The sequence below is a fragment of the Pseudomonas sp. KH_017 genome (genome assembly GCF_057840285.1).
On the sequence record NZ_CM174509.1, the window covers coordinates 6259997 to 6277689 of the forward strand.

Annotated in this window: 16 protein-coding genes; 4 read left to right on the forward strand and 12 right to left on the reverse strand. The window is 59.3% G+C overall.

Going from position 1 to position 17693, the window contains the following annotated elements:
* Window positions 1-7 precede the first annotated feature (7 nt).
* Window positions 8-1348, forward strand: coding sequence for a hemolysin family protein (locus AC3IT6_RS28640; RefSeq protein ID WP_007992853.1), 1341 nt, complete (start codon window positions 8-10; stop codon window positions 1346-1348).
* A gap of 62 nt (window positions 1349-1410) precedes the next feature.
* Here AC3IT6_RS28640 and AC3IT6_RS28645 read toward each other — a convergent pair whose 3' ends face one another.
* The 8 genes from AC3IT6_RS28645 to AC3IT6_RS28680 form a co-directional block, all read right to left on the reverse strand.
* The gene (locus AC3IT6_RS28645) at window positions 1411-2307 is read right to left on the reverse strand and encodes a peptidoglycan DD-metalloendopeptidase family protein (protein ID WP_489353843.1); all 897 of its coding nucleotides are present in this window, start codon (window positions 2305-2307) and stop codon (window positions 1411-1413) included.
* Between the two features lie 221 nt (window positions 2308-2528).
* The gene (locus AC3IT6_RS28650) at window positions 2529-3431 is read right to left on the reverse strand and encodes a response regulator (RefSeq protein WP_489353844.1); all 903 of its coding nucleotides are present in this window, start codon (window positions 3429-3431) and stop codon (window positions 2529-2531) included.
* A 167-nt stretch (window positions 3432-3598) separates the two neighbouring features.
* Window positions 3599-4360 (reverse strand): phosphate signaling complex protein PhoU, encoded by a 762-nt coding sequence (phoU, locus tag AC3IT6_RS28655; RefSeq protein ID WP_223443765.1) that lies wholly within the window; start codon window positions 4358-4360, stop codon window positions 3599-3601.
* 111 nt (window positions 4361-4471) lie between these two features.
* Window positions 4472-5305 carry a phosphate ABC transporter ATP-binding protein PstB gene (pstB, locus tag AC3IT6_RS28660; protein ID WP_007971742.1) on the reverse strand — a complete coding sequence of 278 codons (834 nt, stop codon included), beginning with the start codon at window positions 5303-5305 and terminating at the stop codon, window positions 4472-4474.
* A 171-nt stretch (window positions 5306-5476) separates the two neighbouring features.
* The gene (gene pstA, locus AC3IT6_RS28665; protein ID WP_223443763.1) at window positions 5477-7147 is read right to left on the reverse strand and encodes a phosphate ABC transporter permease PstA; all 1671 of its coding nucleotides are present in this window, start codon (window positions 7145-7147) and stop codon (window positions 5477-5479) included.
* Between the two features lie 15 nt (window positions 7148-7162).
* Window positions 7163-9196 (reverse strand): ABC transporter permease subunit, encoded by a 2034-nt coding sequence (locus tag AC3IT6_RS28670; RefSeq protein WP_489356693.1) that lies wholly within the window; start codon window positions 9194-9196, stop codon window positions 7163-7165.
* A gap of 422 nt (window positions 9197-9618) precedes the next feature.
* A complete protein-coding gene (locus AC3IT6_RS28675; protein ID WP_489353845.1) occupies window positions 9619-10620 on the reverse strand; it encodes a phosphate ABC transporter substrate-binding protein PstS family protein in 1002 nt (333 codons plus the stop codon).
* 255 nt (window positions 10621-10875) lie between these two features.
* Entirely contained in the window at window positions 10876-12174 is a 1299-nt protein-coding gene (locus AC3IT6_RS28680; RefSeq protein WP_489353846.1) for an MFS transporter, read from the reverse strand.
* 363 nt (window positions 12175-12537) lie between these two features.
* Here AC3IT6_RS28680 and AC3IT6_RS28685 point away from each other — a divergent pair, with 363 nt between their 5' ends.
* The gene (locus tag AC3IT6_RS28685) at window positions 12538-12942 is read left to right on the forward strand and encodes an acyl-CoA thioesterase (RefSeq protein WP_007942704.1); all 405 of its coding nucleotides are present in this window, start codon (window positions 12538-12540) and stop codon (window positions 12940-12942) included.
* A gap of 69 nt (window positions 12943-13011) precedes the next feature.
* A complete protein-coding gene (locus AC3IT6_RS28690) occupies window positions 13012-13911 on the forward strand; it encodes a D-hexose-6-phosphate mutarotase (RefSeq protein ID WP_489353847.1) in 900 nt (299 codons plus the stop codon).
* 123 nt (window positions 13912-14034) lie between these two features.
* On the opposite strand, the gene AC3IT6_RS28695 is transcribed toward AC3IT6_RS28690, so the two are convergent.
* The 4 genes from AC3IT6_RS28695 to purE all read right to left on the reverse strand — a co-directional run bounded on the left by AC3IT6_RS28695 (window position 14035) and on the right by purE (window position 16597).
* Window positions 14035-14571, reverse strand: a complete 537-nt coding sequence (locus AC3IT6_RS28695) for a DUF3299 domain-containing protein (RefSeq protein WP_489353848.1) — start codon at window positions 14569-14571, stop codon at window positions 14035-14037.
* An 87-nt stretch (window positions 14572-14658) separates the two neighbouring features.
* The gene (locus AC3IT6_RS28700; protein ID WP_008030708.1) at window positions 14659-14904 is read right to left on the reverse strand and encodes a GlsB/YeaQ/YmgE family stress response membrane protein; all 246 of its coding nucleotides are present in this window, start codon (window positions 14902-14904) and stop codon (window positions 14659-14661) included.
* 107 nt (window positions 14905-15011) lie between these two features.
* Complete coding sequence (locus tag AC3IT6_RS28705; protein ID WP_489353849.1) at window positions 15012-16094, reverse strand: 5-(carboxyamino)imidazole ribonucleotide synthase; 1083 nt, start codon at window positions 16092-16094, stop codon at window positions 15012-15014.
* A gap of 11 nt (window positions 16095-16105) precedes the next feature.
* Window positions 16106-16597 carry a 5-(carboxyamino)imidazole ribonucleotide mutase gene (gene purE, locus AC3IT6_RS28710; RefSeq protein ID WP_046038893.1) on the reverse strand — a complete coding sequence of 164 codons (492 nt, stop codon included), beginning with the start codon at window positions 16595-16597 and terminating at the stop codon, window positions 16106-16108.
* A gap of 430 nt (window positions 16598-17027) precedes the next feature.
* On the opposite strand from purE, the gene AC3IT6_RS28715 reads away from it, so the two are divergent.
* The gene (locus AC3IT6_RS28715; protein ID WP_489353850.1) at window positions 17028-17621 is read left to right on the forward strand and encodes a zinc metalloprotease; all 594 of its coding nucleotides are present in this window, start codon (window positions 17028-17030) and stop codon (window positions 17619-17621) included.
* The last annotated feature ends 72 nt before the right edge of the window (window positions 17622-17693 follow it).

Below are 17693 nucleotides of genomic sequence, written 5' to 3' on the forward strand. Positions count from 1 at the left end.
CTCCATCATGGACCCTTCCCCTGGCTTGACCCTCGCTACAATTTTCGCCGACTTCGGCATGATTCTTTTTGCTCTGATCCTGGTTTTGCTCAACGGATTTTTCGTTGCGGCTGAATTTGCCATGGTCAAGCTGCGCTCGACCCGGGTCGAGGCCATCGCTGACAAAAACGGCTGGCGCGGGCACATCCTGCGTACTGTGCACAGCCAGCTCGATGCTTACCTGTCGGCCTGCCAATTGGGTATCACCCTCGCCTCCCTGGGCCTGGGCTGGGTTGGTGAACCTGCGTTTGCGCACCTTCTGGCGCCTGTACTGAGTGCCGTGGGCGTAGATTCCGCTGAAGTGGTCAAGGCTATTTCGTTCTTCACCGCCTTCTTCATCATTTCCTACCTGCACATCGTGGTCGGCGAGCTGGCCCCGAAATCCTGGGCGATCCGCAAACCCGAATTGCTGTCGCTGTGGACCGCCGTGCCGCTGTACCTGTTCTACTGGGCCATGTACCCGGCCATTTACTTGCTCAACGCCAGCGCCAACCAGATCCTGCGCATTGCAGGGCAAGGTGAACCCGGCCCGCATCACGAACACCATTACAGCCGCGAAGAACTGAAACTGATCCTGCACTCCAGCCGTGGCCAGGACCCGAGCGACCAAGGCATGCGTGTCTTGGCCTCGGCGGTGGAAATGGGTGAACTGGAAGTGGTCGACTGGGCCAACTCCCGCGAAGACCTGGTGACCCTGGAGTTCAACGCGCCGCTCAAGCAGATCCTGGCGATGTTCCGTCGCCACAAGTTCAGCCGCTACCCGGTGTACGACAGCGAACGCCAGGAGTTCGTCGGCCTGCTGCACATCAAGGATCTGCTGCTGGAACTGGCGGCGCTGGACCACATTCCCGAGTCGTTCAACCTGGCCGAATTGACCCGCCCGCTGGAGCGCGTGTCGCGGCACATGCCGCTGTCGCAGTTGCTGGAACAGTTCCGCAAGGGCGGCTCGCACTTCGCCGTGGTCGAAGAGGCCGACGGCAACATCATCGGCTACCTGACCATGGAAGACGTGCTGGAAGTGCTGGTGGGCGACATCCAGGACGAACACCGCAAGGCCGAACGCGGGATCCTCGCGTATCAGCCGGGCAAGCTGCTGGTGCGGGGCGATACGCCGCTGTTCAAGGTTGAGCGACTGCTGGGCATCGACCTCGACCACGTCGAAGCCGAAACCCTTGCCGGGCTGGTTTACGAGAGCCTCAAGCGGGTTCCCGAAGAGGAAGAAGTGCTGGAAGTCGAAGGCTTGCGGATCATCATCAAGAAGATGAAAGGGCCGAAGATCGTTCTGGCCAAGGTGTTGATGCTGGATTAACTGGCTTATTCAGATTCGCGGCGATCCGACTTGCCCGCGATGGCGTCAGACCAGACAACGCCTCACTGCTTGCCCAACGCAAAGTTGGGCAGCGCGCCCACCGGCTGGTTGAACTGGTACGGAATCGATACCAGCCCCAACCCGGTATTGCGCTGCACCACAAAGTGCAAATGCGGCCCGGTGCTGTTGCCGGTGTTACCGGACAACGCCAGCGCACTGCCGACCGTTACCCGCTGACCTTCCCGCACGCGGACCGAGCCTTTCTTCAGGTGCAGGTAAACACCCATGGTCCCGTCATCGTGCAGCACCCGCACGAAATTGCCGGATGCATCGGTGCCGCGCCCGCTCTGACGATTCTCGGTCTTCACCACCACCCCGCCTCGCGCGGCAATGATCGGCGTGCCCTCAGGCATTGCGATGTCTATGGCGTATCGGCTCTTGGGCCCGAAGTGGCTGTAGGGGCCATTGGCGCCCTGGCTGATCCGGAACGGGCCGCCACGCCAGGGCAGCGGGTACCGATAGCCCACCGTGGGCCCTGAGGGGTCGCCCAGGGAGTATTTGAACTTCGGGACGTACGCGAGGGGCCTCCCACCTTTAGCCGCCGTGAGCTGCGCCAGGCGAACGCTGCTACGTAGCGGTATCACCCGCCGAATCGTCCCGCCCGGCACACCGCTGGCGTTCTTCACCCCGGCAAAACTCAATTCGACTTCTACCGGCGCATACAGGTCATTGCGCACGTACACGCTGTGCACGCCGTTCTTCTTCGTGATGATGAGACGTACCTGACGCTCAAGGTGCTCGACCATGCCATCGCGAAAAACGAACACATGGGCGCCTTTGCTGGGGCGGTCGCTGTAGGAAACCACGCCATAGGCATCTTTGGACTTGTAGATGGTCATGGCCATGGCCGAGTTGGCGACCATGAACAGGCCACATAAAAGCAGCAGGCGCGAGAACATGAGCAAGGATTCTGTCGAGTGAGATCTGGGATTGAGCCTAGCAGCTGCAATGGACCCGGGTAGTCGACAGATGTTTCAGAAAAGGTGTTCAGCAGATGTGCGGTAACAGTGATGACCCCATCGTCGGATCGCCGCCCGGAGCAAGCTCGCTCCCACAGGATTCACGACGGACCTGTGGGAGCGAGCTTGCTCGCGATGGCGGACTGTCAGGCGACGCTATATCAAGCGCCAGGAATGAAATGCTTCTGCGCCGTACCCCGCGCAATCAGGCGGGAAATGTAATCGAGCTTCTGCGCATCCTGGTCGACAAAACGGAAGGTCAGTTGCAGCCAGTCGCTGTCGGGCTTCGGTTCATGGGCCACGACGGCGTGCAGATAGCCGTTGAGGCGGGCGACTTCGGCGTTATCACCCTGCTCCAGGTCCAGCACGGCGCTGTCGAGGATCTGCGGCAGGGTCTCGGTGCGCTTGACCACCAACAGGGCTTCCTTGAGGCTCAAGGCCTTGATCACACATTGCGCGATGCCATTCGGCAAACGCAGTTGACCCTGGCCACGGCCACTGGTGGGTGCCGAAGAGGCCGCAGGCGCCTTGACCGGCGGGCTGTTGAGCAAGCCCTTGGACGGTGCGGGTGCGGCCGTTGGCGTGACGACGGGTGCCTTGCCACCGGTCAAGGCGGCGAGGGAGTCGTTACCGAATGCCGGACTCGTTTTGGTCGCGGCTACGTTGATCAAGGCGTCGAGTTTGCCGACCTTGTGCAACGCCTGCTTGACCTTGGTGATCAGTTGCTCGTTGGTGAACGGCTTGCTGACGTAACCGGAAACCCCGGCCTGAATCGCCTGGACGACGTTCTCCTTGTCGCCACGGCTGGTCACCATCACGAAAGGCATGGTTTTGAGGTTGTCTTGCTCGCGGCACCAGGTCAGCAGTTCCAGGCCGGACATTTCCGGCATTTCCCAGTCGCACAGGACCAGGTCGAAGGCTTCTTTGGCCAGCATGGCCTGGGCCTTTCTGCCGTTGATCGCATCTTCGATCCGCATGCCCGGGAAATAATTGCGCAGGCACTTTTTCACCAAGTCACGGATGAACGACGCGTCGTCCACGACCAACACACTGACCTTACTCATCCACCACCCCTTTAAAAATCCCGGCCAGCATACCGCCTTGCTGATGGCACATTGCCAAAAAACCTTCAGTCACGCCGGACTTTTCGTTCGCGGGTGCTGCTTTTCGAATTCGTAAGCCGCAAACAAAAACGCCCGGCCAAAAGGCCGGGCGCTTTACTTGGGCAACCTTACTTATCGTCAGTTTTGCCCGGAACATTAGCGCTTTCGCCAGTTGTTCCTTCGACTTCTTCCTTCATGCGCTTGAGACCCAGGTGCCGCACGTCGGTGCCGCGTACCAGGTAGATCACCAGCTCCGAGATATTGCGCGCGTGGTCGCCGATACGCTCCAGCGAACGCAGTACCCAGATAATGCTCAGAACCCGCGAAATGGAACGCGGGTCTTCCATCATGTAGGTGGCCAGTTCTCGCAGGGCGGTCTTGTATTCGCGGTCGATGATCTTGTCGTACTGCGCCACTGACAAAGCCAGATCGGCGTCGAAACGGGCAAAGGCGTCCAGTGCGTCGCGGACCATGTTGCGTACCTGGTCACCGATGTGGCGCACTTCGACGTAACCGCGCGGCGCTTCGCCTTCTTCGCACAGCTGGATGGCGCGACGGGCGATCTTGGTCGCTTCGTCACCGATGCGCTCCAGATCGATCACCGACTTGGAAATGCTGATGATCAGGCGCAGGTCGGAAGCTGCCGGCTGACGACGGGCCAGAATGCGCAGGCATTCCTCGTCGATGTTGCGTTCCATCTGGTTGATCTGGTCGTCGATCTCGCGCACCTGCTGGGCCAGGCCGGAGTCGGCCTCGATCAGCGCGGTCACCGCGTCGTTGACCTGTTTCTCGACCAGCCCGCCCATGGCCAGGAGGTGGCTGCGCACTTCCTCCAGTTCGGCGTTGAACTGCTGGGAGATGTGGTGTGTAAGGCCTTCCTTAGAAATCATGTCGTCTGCTCCGCAAAAGCTGTGAGCTGCAAGCTACAAGCTGCAAGCTGATGTATGTCGTACCCAAACCGCTCTGACTTGCCGCTTGAAGCTTGCGGCTCGTGGCTGCTGCTAGCCATAGCGACCGGTGATGTAGTCTTCGGTCTGCTTCTTCGCCGGATTGGTGAACAGGGTATCGGTGTCGCCGAATTCCACCAGCTTGCCCATGTACATGAACGCGGTGTAGTCGGACACCCGCGCCGCCTGTTGCATGTTGTGGGTTACGATCACGATGGTGAACTTGGATTTCAGTTCGTAGATCAGCTCTTCGACTTTCAACGTGGAGATCGGGTCGAGTGCCGAGCACGGTTCGTCGAGCAGCAGCACTTCCGGCTCAACGGCGATGGTGCGGGCGATCACCAGACGCTGCTGCTGACCACCGGACAGGCCGAGTGCCGACTCGTGCAGACGATCCTTGACCTCGTCCCACAATGCCGCGCCTTTCAACGCCCACTCGACGGCTTCGTCGAGCACGCGCTTCTTGTTGATGCCCTGGATGCGCAGACCGTAGACCACGTTTTCGTAGATGGTTTTCGGGAACGGGTTGGGCTTCTGGAACACCATGCCGACGCGACGACGCAGTTCGGCCACATCTTCGCCCTTGCGGTAGATATTGTTGCCGTACAGGTTGATCTCGCCTTCAACGCGGCAGCCGTCAACCAGGTCGTTCATGCGGTTGAAGGTCCGCAGCAGTGTCGACTTGCCACAGCCGGACGGGCCGATGAAGGCGGTCACGCGCTGTTTCGGGATGTTCATGCTGACGTCGTACAGCGCTTGTTTTTCGCCGTAGAACAGGCTCAGGCCCGGCACTTCGATGGCTACGGTTTCCTGCTCGAGGTTCAGGCTCTGCTTGTCGCGACCCAGCGCCGACATGTTGATGCCGTGGGTATGTGCTTCGTGCTGCATGGGAGGCTCCCTGTGCTAACAAATTCGGTTCGGAACGCCGCTTCGCGGCATGCCCAATAATGTCCGGTTGGACGCGTTCTACTGTGGGAGCGGGCTTGCCCGCGAAGGGGCCATCACGGCCGCCAAAAGCTTCGCGAGCAAGCCCGCTCCCACAAGGTCCGCGCCGACCAATTAACTATCCAGCGCCTTGTACTTCTCGCGCAGGTGGTTACGGATGTACACCGCCGACAGGTTCAATGTCGCGATCACCAGCACCAGCAGCAGCGCTGTGGCGTACACCAGCGGTCGTGCGGCTTCGACGTTCGGGCTCTGGAAGCCGACGTCATAGATGTGGAAGCCCAGGTGCATGATCTTCTGGTCCAGGTGCAGGTACGGGTAATTGCCATCCACCGGCAGCGACGGCGCCAGTTTCACTACACCCACCAGCATCAGCGGCGCCACTTCACCCGCGGCGCGAGCCACGGCGAGGATCATGCCGGTCATCATCGCCGGGCTGGCCATCGGCAGCACGATCTTCCACAAGGTTTCAGCCTTGGTCGCACCGAGGGCCAACGAGCCTTCACGCACGGTGCGAGGAATCCGCGCCAGGCCTTCTTCGGTGGCCACGATCACCACCGGCACCGCCAGCAACGCCAGGGTCAACGAAGCCCAGAGCAGACCCGGCGTACCGAAGGTCGGCGCTGGCAGTGCTTCCGGGAAGAACAGACGGTCGAGCGAGCCACCCAGCACGTAGACGAAGAAGCCCAGGCCGAACACGCCGTAAACGATGGCCGGAACGCCCGCGAGGTTGTTCACCGCGATACGGATGATTCGGGTCAGTGCGTTCTGCTTGGCGTATTCACGCAAGTAAACCGCCGCCAACACGCCGAACGGAGTCACGATCATCGCCATGATCAGGGTCATCATCACGGTGCCGAAAATCGCCGGGAAAATCCCGCCTTCGGTGTTCGCTTCACGCGGGTCGTCGGACAGGAACTCCCAGATCTTGCTGAAATAGAAACCGATCTTGGTGAAGGTGTTCATGGCGTTCGGCTGGTAGGCGTGAACCACTTTGCCCAGACCGATTTCGATTTCTTTGCCATTGGCGTCGCGGGCTGTCAAAGCGTCGCGGTTGAACTGTGCATGCAAGTCAGTCAGACGTGCTTCGACATCCTGATAGCGGGCGTTCAGCTCAGCGCGCTCGGATTCCATGTCCGCTTGTGCGGTGGCGTCGAGTTTGCCTTCCAGCTCCAGCTTGCGGCCGTGCAGACGGATGCGCTCCAGACCTGCGTTGATCGCACCAATATCACTCTTTTCCAGTGACTTCAGTTGCGCAGCAAGCTTGTTCACGCGGTCGATCCGCGCTTGCAGCTCAGGCCATGCCGCTTCGCCCTCGGCGATGACCTTGCCGTCCTGTTTGACGTTAACGAGGTAGCCGTAAAAGTTGCCCCACTCGCGACGCTCGATGGCCATCAACTCGACCGGGGTGGTCTGGTTGGTCAGCCACTCGCCGACGATCCAGGTGAAGTCGTTGCCGTTCAGGTCACGGTTGCCGACCTTGATCAGCTCGCGGGTCATGAATTCCGGGCCCTGATCGGGCACCGGCAGACCGGCACTTTTCAGACGGGCGCGCGGCACTTCTTCTTTCTGCACCACCTCACCGACGACCAGATGCTGGGCCTGGCCCGGCACGTCGTAGCTGGCGTGGATCAGATCCGCCGGCCAGAAGTGACCCAGGCCACGCACGGCAATCACTGCCAGCAGGCCAATGGTCATGATGACCGCGATGGACACCGCGCCACCGCTGATCCAGACGCCGGGGGCGCCGCTCTTGAACCATCCTTTCAGGGAGTTCTGTTTCACAGACTTCTACCTTTCTTAAAGCGACGAGTATTTCTTGCGCAGACGCTGACGAATCAGTTCTGCGAGGGTGTTCATGACGAAGGTGAACAACAGCAGCACCAGCGCCGAGAGGAACAGCACGCGGTAGTGGCTGCCGCCGACTTCCGATTCGGGCATTTCCACTGCGACGTTGGCTGCCAGGGTGCGCAGACCTTCGAACAGGTTCATTTCCATGACCGGGGTGTTACCGGTGGCCATCAACACGATCATGGTTTCACCGACCGCACGGCCCATGCCGATCATCAGCGCCGAGAAGATACCCGGGCTCGCGGTGAGGATCACCACGCGGGTCATGGTCTGCCACGGCGTGGCACCGAGGGCCAGGGAGCCCAGGGTCAAGCCACGAGGCACGCTGAACACGGCGTCTTCGGCGATCGAGTAGATATTCGGGATGACCGCGAAGCCCATGGCCAGGCCGACCACCAGGGCGTTGCGCTGGTCGTAGGTGATGCCCAGGTCGTGGGAGATCCACATGCGCATGTCGCCACCGAAGAACCAATTCTCCATGAACGGGCTCATGTACAGCGACAGCCAGCCCACAAACAGGATCACCGGAATCAGCAGCGCACTTTCCCAGCCATCCGGGACTTTCAGGCGAATCGACTCAGGCAGGCGGCTGAAGGTGAAGCCGGCGACCAGGATGCCGATCGGCAGCAACATCAGCAGGCTGAAGATGCCCGGCAAGTGCCCTTCCACATACGGCGCGAGGAACAGACCAGCGAAAAAACCGAGGATCACCGTCGGCATCGCTTCCATCAATTCGATCACCGGCTTGACCTTGCGGCGCATGCCCGGGGCCATGAAGTACGCGGTGTAGATCGCAGCGGCAACGGCCAGTGGCGCGGCCAGCAGCATGGCGTAGAACGCGGCTTTCAGGGTACCGAAGGTCAGCGGCGACAGGCTCAGCTTGGGTTCGAAGTCGGTGTTGGCGGCGGTCGATTGCCAGACGTATTTTGGCTCGTCGTAGTTCTCGTACCAGACCTTGCTCCACAGCGCGCTCCACGAGACTTCCGGGTGCGGGTTGTCGAGCAGCAGCGGGTGCAACTTGCCGCCAGCTTCCACGATCAGGCGGTTGGCACGAGGCGACAGACCGAACAGGCCCTGGCCGTCGACCACCTGGTCAACCAGCAAGGTGCGGTGCGCGGTGCTGTGGAACACGCCGAGTTTGCCGGAAGCGTCGAGGGCAACGAAGCCTTTGCGGCGCTCCTCGGCGGTGATTTCAACGATAGGCGCGGTGCCCATCTGGAAGGTACGAATTTGCTTCAGACGCTGCTCGCCATCGGGATCGCGGGCCATGAACCACTGGGCCAGACCGCCCGTGGAGTCACCGACGATCAGCGAGATACCGCCCACCAGTTGTGTGGTCGCGGTAACTTCGGCGTCGCCGTTTTCCAGCAATTTGTAGCGACCGTTGAGGCTCTTGTCGCGCAGACTGAACACGTCGGCCTGGGCTCGTCCGTTGACCACGTACAACCACTGCTGACGAGGGTCGACGAAGATGTTCTTCACCGACTCAGTCATCTGCGGCAGGTCGATACGCTTCTGCTCGTTGGTGACTTCGCCGGTCATCATGTTTTCTTCGCTGGTCAGCGACAACACATTGAGTTGCGAACCGGTCGAACCGACCAGGATCAGGGTCGAATCATTGGCGTTGAGGCTGACGTGCTCCAGCGCACCTCCGCTTTCGTTCAGCGCGATGGGCGTGTTGCCGTACGGATACTCGATATCCGGAGTGATGGTTTTCTTGCCATCGGGGTAGCTGACTTTATAGGTGTGACGAAACACCAGCGCCTGACCGTTGGACAGGCCCACGGCCACCAGCGGATGACCTGGCTGGTCTTCGCCGATGGAGGCCACGGTTGCGCCTGCCGGCACCGGCAGATCGACGCGCTTGAGCTCAGCGCCACTGTCGATATCGAAGAACAACGCCTGGCCCTTGTCGGAAACGCGCATGGCCACCTGATTCTGCTCTTCAAGCGAGATCATCAGTGGCTTGCCAGCGTCCTGCATCCAGGCCGGGGTAATGGACTCTTTCGCGGTCAGGTCGGCACCCTGGAACAGCGGCGCAACAACATAGGCAAGGAAGAAGAAGATCAGGGTGATGGCTGCCAGCACCGCCAGGCCGCCGATGAGGACGTACCAACGGGTGAAGCGATCTTTGAGCGCGCGAATGCGGCGCTTGCGTTGTAGCTCAGGCGTATTGAAGTCAATTCGCTTGGGGGGATTAGTAGTCATGTTGGAATTGGCCAGATCATTCATGCGCTCACCCTAGCGATCCTGTATGACAGAAAGATGACAATGCAGTGACGCACCAAATCCACCGCCAGCGGGACTGGCAGAGGATCGAAAATTTGAGGTGTGTAAAAGGCCGGCCTGCAAGCAGATCCGGCCTTTTACTTGAGTCCGGAAGGGTTCACCCCGGACTCAATTTGTTACTTTTTTACGACTGCAGCGCCACCTTCCGCCAGACCCAGGTCAGCCAGTGCTTTTGCAGCAACCTTGGCTGGCAGTGGGATGTAGCCGTCTTTCACCACAACTTCCTGGCCCTGTTTGGACAGAACCAGCTTCACGAACTCAGCTTCCAGCGGAGCCAAAGGCTTGTTCGGGGCTTTGTTGACGTATACGTACAGGAAGCGCGACAGCGGGTACTTGCCGTTCAGGGCGTTTTCTTCAGTGTCTTCAACAAACTCGGTGCTGCCTTTCTTGGCCAGGGCCACTGTCTTCACGCTAGCGGTCTTGTAGCCGATACCCGAGTAACCAACGCCGTTCAGCGAGGAACTGATCGACTGCACGACTGAAGCCGAACCTGGTTGTTCGTTGACGTTTGGCTTGTAGTCGCCTTTGCACAGGGCTTCTTCCTTGAAGTAGCCATAAGTGCCGGATACCGAGTTACGACCGAACAGTTGCACCGGCTTGGTGGCCAGGTCACCGGTCACGCCCAGATCGCCCCAGGTTTTAACGTCGGCTTTAGCGCCGCACAGACGAGTGGACGAAAAGATCGCGTCGACTTGTTCCATGGTCAGGTGCTGGATCGGGTTGTCTTTGTGTACGAACACAGCCAAGGCATCCACTGCAACCGGAATAGCGGTTGGCTTGTAGCCGTATTTGGCTTCGAAGGCTTGCAGCTCGGTATCCTTCATCTTGCGACTCATCGGGCCCAGGTTAGCGGTGCCTTCGGTCAGCGCAGGTGGCGCGGTAGAAGAACCGGCAGCCTGAATCTGGATGTTTACGTTCGGGTATTCTTTTTTGTAGTTCTCAGCCCAGAGGGTCATGAGGTTGGCCAGGGTATCGGAACCAACGCTGGACAGGTTGCCCGACACACCAGTGGTCTTGGTGTAGCTCGGGATAGCAGGGTCAACAGCGGCAACCGCATTGGCAGTCGCAACGCCAGCAGCGACAAAAGTCATTGCCGCCATCAAACGCTTCAGTTTCATGCCTTACTCCTAGCAGATAGGGTGTGTTATTCGGGGCCAAGTATCAGCAGGCCGTGTGAACACTCTATGGCTGAAATATGACAATTGGATGAAAGGCCAGTATTTGGGGTTTTGCAGGTTTACCGCATTACCGTTCTTCGCGAGCAAGCCCGCTCCCACAGGGGATCTGCGGTGTATACAGATCCAATGTGGGAGCGGGCTTGCTCCGGGCGGCGATCGACGAAGGCGTCTGCGCAGTCGATACAAAGTGCCGGCTTAGCGACCTTTCTTCCAGAGATAAGCCCCCACCAGGATCCCAACCCCACACAGCACCGCCACATAATAAGCAGGCCCCATCGCACTTTCCTTGAGCAACAGGCTGACGATCATCGGCGTCAGACCACCGAAAATCGCGTAGGCCACGTTGTACGAGAACGACAGGCCGCTGAAACGCACCACTGGCGGGAAGGCCTTGACCATCACGTACGGCACCGCGCCGATGGTGCCGACCAGCAGACCGGTCAGGGCATACATCGGGAACAGCCAGTCGGGATGATCGGCCAGGCTGTGGTAGAAGGTCCAGGAACTGGCCAGCAACGCGGTACAGCCGATCACGAAGATTCGTCCCGCACCGAAGCGATCGGCCAGTGTGCCGGCAATGATGCAACCAAAGCTCAGGAACACGATCGCCACGCTGTTCGCCTGCAGGGACGTGGTTGGCGAGAAGTGATAGACCGTCTGCAACACAGTCGGGGTCATCAGGATCAACACCACGATGGCGGCCGACAGTAGCCAGGTCAGCAGCATCGAAATGGCAATCGCGCCACGATGGTCACGCAGCACCGCACGCAGCGGTACTTCTTCGGCCAAGGCCTTGCGCTGTTGCAGCTCGGCGAACACCGGGGTTTCGTGCAACCAGCGACGCAGGTACACCGAGAACAGACCGAACACGCCACCCAGCAGGAACGGAATGCGCCAGGCGTAATCCGCTACTTCCACCGGGGTATAGAGGCTGTTGATCGCCGTGGCGACCAGCGAGCCGAGCAGGATGCCTGCCGTCAGGCCGCTGGTCAGGGTGCCGCAGGCGTAGCCGACATGCCGCTGCGGAACGTGTTCGGAAACGAAGACCCACGCCCCCGGCACTTCACCGCCAATGGCCGCGCCCTGGATCACCCGCATCAACAGCAGCAGGATCGGCGCCCACATGCCGATCTGCGCATAAGTCGGCAGCAAACCCATGATCAGGGTCGGCACCGCCATCATGAAAATGCTCAGGGTGAACATTTTCTTGCGGCCCAGCAGGTCGCCGAAGTGCGCCATCACGATGCCGCCCAGCGGCCGCGCCAGGTACCCGGCGGCGAAGATGCCGAAGGTTTGCATCAGCCGTAGCCACTCAGGCATGTCCGCCGGAAAGAACAGCTTGCCCACCACCGTGGCGAAGAACACGAAGATGATGAAATCGTAGAACTCCAGCGCGCCACCCAGGGCCGACAGCGATAGAGTCTTGTAGTCGTTGCGGGTCAGCGGACGTGCGGGTTGGTCTGGCTGCGCTATGCTCGAGGGCGCTGTGGTCATGGCAAGGGCTTCTCTTATAGTCGGATCTGCAACCTCAACAACGCTGGCTGAGGTTTGGGCAGGTCCGGCACGATAGCAAATTGTTCGAAAAAGCACATAGAGGTGCGTTTTTGACGGTCAAAATGAGAACCGGACGGTCGTCGCGGAGTCTACCGATCGATATACTCAAAGCCTGCTCCGGTTTTTGAGGGGTTGCTGTGCGAAAGCGCCTGTCAGGTTCATAGGCGATTTCGCAGAGTTTCCCTTTAGGCGCCTTATGGAAAACGTGACGAACGTAGTATGTTCGGTGCTGAATCGTTTTTCCCGAAGACGGCTACCACCAGCAATACCAACGTAGAGTCACGGGTCAGAGGCACCCCCGGCATGATAGAGCTCGAACAAGAAGATCCGATCCCGCAAGGCGACCTGGCCCTGCAAATCACCGCGCTTCCTCGCGAAACCAACGGCTTTGGCGATATCTTCGGCGGCTGGCTGGTGGCGCAGATGGATTTGGCAGGTACCGCGATGGCCAGCAAGGTCGCCGGTGGACGCGTTGCCACCGTTGCAATCGACCGCATGGCCTTTCTGGTTCCAGTGGCGGTGGGCGCTCAGCTCTCCTTTTATACCCAGGCCCTGGAAATCGGCCGCAGCTCGATCAAGATGATGGTCGAGGTCTGGAGCGACGATCCACTGTCCAGCGAGTGGCGTAAAGTGACCGAAGCGGTGTTTGTGTTCGTTGCCATCGACGGCAGCGGCCGCACCCGTTCGGTTCCGCCTCGGGCTCGCTGAAAGAGCTTCTAAACCTGGTAGCCGTTTTGCGGTCGATAGTCGTCCACGTTACTGATCGAGAGCTGTCCCATGAGCACGCCCAATGTTGAAGCCGTAAAACTGGATGAACTGAACTGCTGGCGCATCCGCCACGGCCAGGCCGAATTACTGGTGGCCCAGCAAGGCGCGCACATCCTCAGCTATCAATTGGCCGGCCAGCCGCCGCTGATCTGGCTCAACGACGAAGCCGTGTTCAAGACCGGCAAGAGCATCCGCGCTGGCGTGCCGGTGTGCTGGCCGTGGTTCGGCAACTTTGCGCGCAACCCGCAAAGCGTGCAGGCGATGCGCACCAGCAATGAAGCGCCGTCGGCTCACGGTTTCGTGCGAGCGATGGATTGGGAACTGGGCGGCATCGAAGCCGAAGGTGAAAGCCTGAAGGTCGAATTCCTCCTGCCCTACCCCGAAGGCGGCTTTCCCGGCTGGCCGCACCAGGTGGATTTGACGCTGAGCATTCGCCTCGACGAGCAATTGCACATCCATCTGACCAGCCACAACCGGGGCTCTGAAACCGTCAGCATCAGCCAGGCGCTGCACAGTTACTTTGCCGTCAGCGATGTGCGCGAGGTGCATGTCGAAGGTGTGGATGGCCTCAACTACATCGAAACCCTGGACAACTGGAAAACCGTCCCCCAGACCGGTGATCTGCGCTTTACCGGGGAGACCGATCGCATCTATCTCGACGCCCCGCCACTGCTGAGCATCGTCGATCCGGCCTGGGAGCGACGCATCGAACTGACCAGCATTGGCTCGCGCACCGCGGTGATCTGGAACCCATGGATCGACCGCGCCGCCGCGTTCAGCGACATGGCCGACGACGGCTGGCAGCGCATGCTGTGCATCGAGACGGCGAACGTGATGGGCGATGTGGTGAACCTGAAACCAGGTGCCAGCCACAGCCTGGGTGTGAGCGTCGGTTGCAAGCCGCTCTAACAAACGCCTAAATCCCTGTGGGAGCGAGCTTGCTCGCGATGAGGCCATAACATTCAACATCCATGTTGGCTGTTGCGCCGCCATCGCGAGCAAGCTCGCTCCCACATTGGTTTGGTGCTGATCTTACAAATCCGACTCTTTCACCACTCGTACCGCCTGCGCATCCAGCGCATACGCCGCATCGGCCAGGTCATTGCTGACCTTCTCGACTTTCAGCGTGCCGGTGACCCACAGCGGCGTGTAGATATCGTTCAGCTTCAGGCCCTTTGGATAGCGCACCAGCACCAGTTGATTGGGTGGCGGCGGTGGCACGTGGATGCACGCGCCCGGGTACGGCACCAGGAAGAACAGCGTACTGCGGCCCTTGGCATCGGACTCCAGCGGCACGGGGTAACCGCCAATGCGGATGTTCTTGTCGTTCATCGACGCAACGGTCTTGGTCGAGTACATCACCGCCGGCAAGCCTTTGGCCTGCTTCATCCCACCCTTGTCGGTGAAAGTGCCATTGGCTTCAGGGGAGTTGTGGTCGATTTCAGGCATGGCCTCGAGGGCTTTCTGGTCCGACTTGGGCATCAGTTCGAGCCAGTCGGTTTCCGGCAGTTCGCCGGCATGGGCAAGGCCCGTTCCCAACAAAAGAAGAGTCAGCAGAAGACGGCGCATGAAGGTGCTCGGTATAGGAAAGATCAGGAAACGCCGAGCATTCTAGCCCTCCCGGCTTGTGCGGCCGAGAGGACTTTGTCACTTGATTCAGTTCTTTTTGATCAGTCCGTAGATCACCAGCAACACAACGGCGCCCACCAGCGCACCGATGAAACCTGCGCCTTGACCTGCCTGATAGATGCCCAGGGCCTGGCCGCCGTAAGTGGCCGCCAGCGAACCGCCGATACCGAGCAGGATCGTCATGATCCAGCCCATGCTGTCATCGCCCGGTTTCAGGAACCGCGCCAGCAGGCCGACAATCAAGCCGATAAAGATGGTTCCGATAATTCCCATGGCATTCTCCTCTCAATGAAGTAGCTATTGGAAAGCCTAGTCAGACTTTCGTAACGTGCCATGAGAGAACGGCGCACCCCGAAGGTTCCGCCGTTGCCAGATAAAAACTATTCGGCGATCAGTGCTTGAACCTTGAGGATCTGGGCCGACAGCGTCTCGCGGTCTGCACAACGAAGGTTGGCGTGACCGACCTTGCGGCCGACCTTGAACGCCTTGCCATAGTGATGCAGATGGCAATCGGCGATGGTCAGGACCTTCTCGGTCTCTGGCACTTTGCCGATGAAGTTGAGCATCGCGCTCTCGCCTACCTTGGCAGTCGAACCCAGCGGTAAGCCGGCGACGGCCCGCAGGTGGTTTTCGAACTGGCTGCACTCGGCGCCTTCGGTAGTCCAGTGCCCTGAGTTGTGCACCCGCGGGGCGATTTCGTTGGCCTTGAGGCCACCGTCGACTTCAAAGAACTCGAACGCCATCACGCCGACGTAATCCAGTTGCTTGAGCACACGGCTGGAGTAGTCTTCGGCCAGGGCTTGCAACGGGTGATCGGTGCTGGCCACGGACAGCTTGAGAATGCCGCTTTCGTGGGTGTTGTGTACCAGCGGATAGAAGCGGATTTCACCGTCGCGGGCACGCACGGCGATCAGCGAGACTTCACCGGTGAATGGCACGAAGCCTTCCAACAGGCAGGCCACACTGCCCAGCTCGGCAAAGGTGCCGACCACATCTTCGGGAGTGCGCAGGACTTTCTGACCCTTGCCGTCGTAACCCAAAGTACGGGTCTTCAGCACCGCCGGCAGACCGATGGCAGCCACGGCAGCGTCCAGATCAGCCTGGGACTGAATGTCGGCGAACGCCGGGGTAGGAATCCCCAGGTCCTTGAACATGCTCTTCTCGAACCAGCGATCGCGGGCGATGCGCAGCGCTTCGGCGCTCGGGTAGACCGGGACGAATTGCGACAGGAAAGCCACGGTCTCGGCCGGAACGCTTTCGAACTCGAAGGTCACCAGATCGACTTCATCGGCCAACTGACGCAGGTGATCCTGATCGCCGTAATCGGCTCGCAGGTGTTCGCCCAACGCGGCTGCGCAAGCATCCGGCGCCGGGTCCAGGAAAGCGAAGTTCATGCCCAGCGGAGTGCCCGCCAGCGCCAACATGCGACCCAACTGGCCGCCACCGATTACACCGATCTTCATCGTCAACAACCTCAGGCGATGCGTGGGTCTGGATTGTCCAGGACGCTGTCTGTCTGCTCAGCACGGAAGGTTTTCAGCACCGCGTGGAACTGCGGGTGCTTGGCGCCCAGGATACTCGCCGATAGCAGTGCTGCGTTGATCGCGCCTGCCTTGCCGATGGCCAGGGTGGCAACCGGAATGCCCGCTGGCATCTGCACAATGGAAAGCAGTGAATCGACGCCCGACAGCATTGCCGATTGCACGGGTACGCCCAGCACCGGCAGGTGGGTCTTGGCCGCACACATGCCAGGCAAGTGCGCCGCGCCACCGGCACCGGCGATGATCACCTCGATGCCACGCGCCTCGGCTTCTTCAGCGTACTGGAACAGCAGGTCCGGGGTGCGGTGGGCAGAAACCACTTTCACCTCGTAAGGGATGCCGAGCTTTTCCAGCATATCGGCGGTGTGGCTAAGGGTGGACCAATCGGACTTGGAGCCCATGATCACGCCAACCAGTGCACTCATCGTCGTGCCTCTTCTCTCTGGGCGCCCGCAGGCGCGTCAAAAAACAACAAGCCACGCAGGATGCGTGGCTTGATTGTACGAATTATGGCCGGTCGTAACCGGCCGAAGGCCGCGCAGTATACCTCAATGAAGCAGATAAACAGCCCCTGTTGCGACCATCTGTCATTCACCTCAACGCGGCGTATTTACTGACTCTCAAGTCAGCCAACGGAGCCCTTTCAGCGACGAGGGCTTAGCTGCCCAAATACGCCCCCCCCTGACACTGCTACGAACTTTAATCCTGACGCTGCTTTTTATAATCAACACTCTGCAATAGAAAGAAATATGCTCCAACTCGCAAAAACAGTACATCGTCGATAGATTGAATATCACCTACACCCATAGGCAAACAAAACCAACAAACATTCAATGACAGTTAAGTGGATCAACAATGAACTCAACTATCGAACACCCCAAAGAAAGCATCACTATTTTCGCCATCATTCATAACGACGTCCCGCAATCAACAAAGAACACGCTGTATGACGACCACTTCCATCCATTCGTAACCGAGTTAGAAAGTTTCACTGAAAGAAGAGTCCGTATCATCTCAAGCGAACGCAAGCCCTATAGTGACTTCCCCTACAAAGGGGAAAATGAGAGCCTCACCCTAAGTCTCTGGGAAAACATGGCATTCAACTTTTTAGATGAGATGAGGGCAAAAGGAGTTCAAACAAACCTTCTGACAAAAATTATATTGATCACCAACGACACGCTAAACGCTAAAGTCGCAGGTATTGCACGCACTGTTCCCCCGCTCCACTCAGGAACAGTTGCAATCTCATCGCTCTCCACTTATGTGAATGTCGGCCATGAAATAGGCCATTTACTGGGTGCTAAACATGAGGACGCAGAAACTCAGTACAACGGTTGGTGGTGCGATACCTACATGAGACCACAAGGAGACGTTTTAAAGTCAAACTGCTACACCTTCAGCCCAGCCAACCGACAAAACATAAAAAATTACTTGGCAAATTACGACTGATACCGCCCGCCTGACCACGAATAGATCCGCATTGACATATCAAGCCGCCGCCCCTTCGATTGAAAGGCTTGG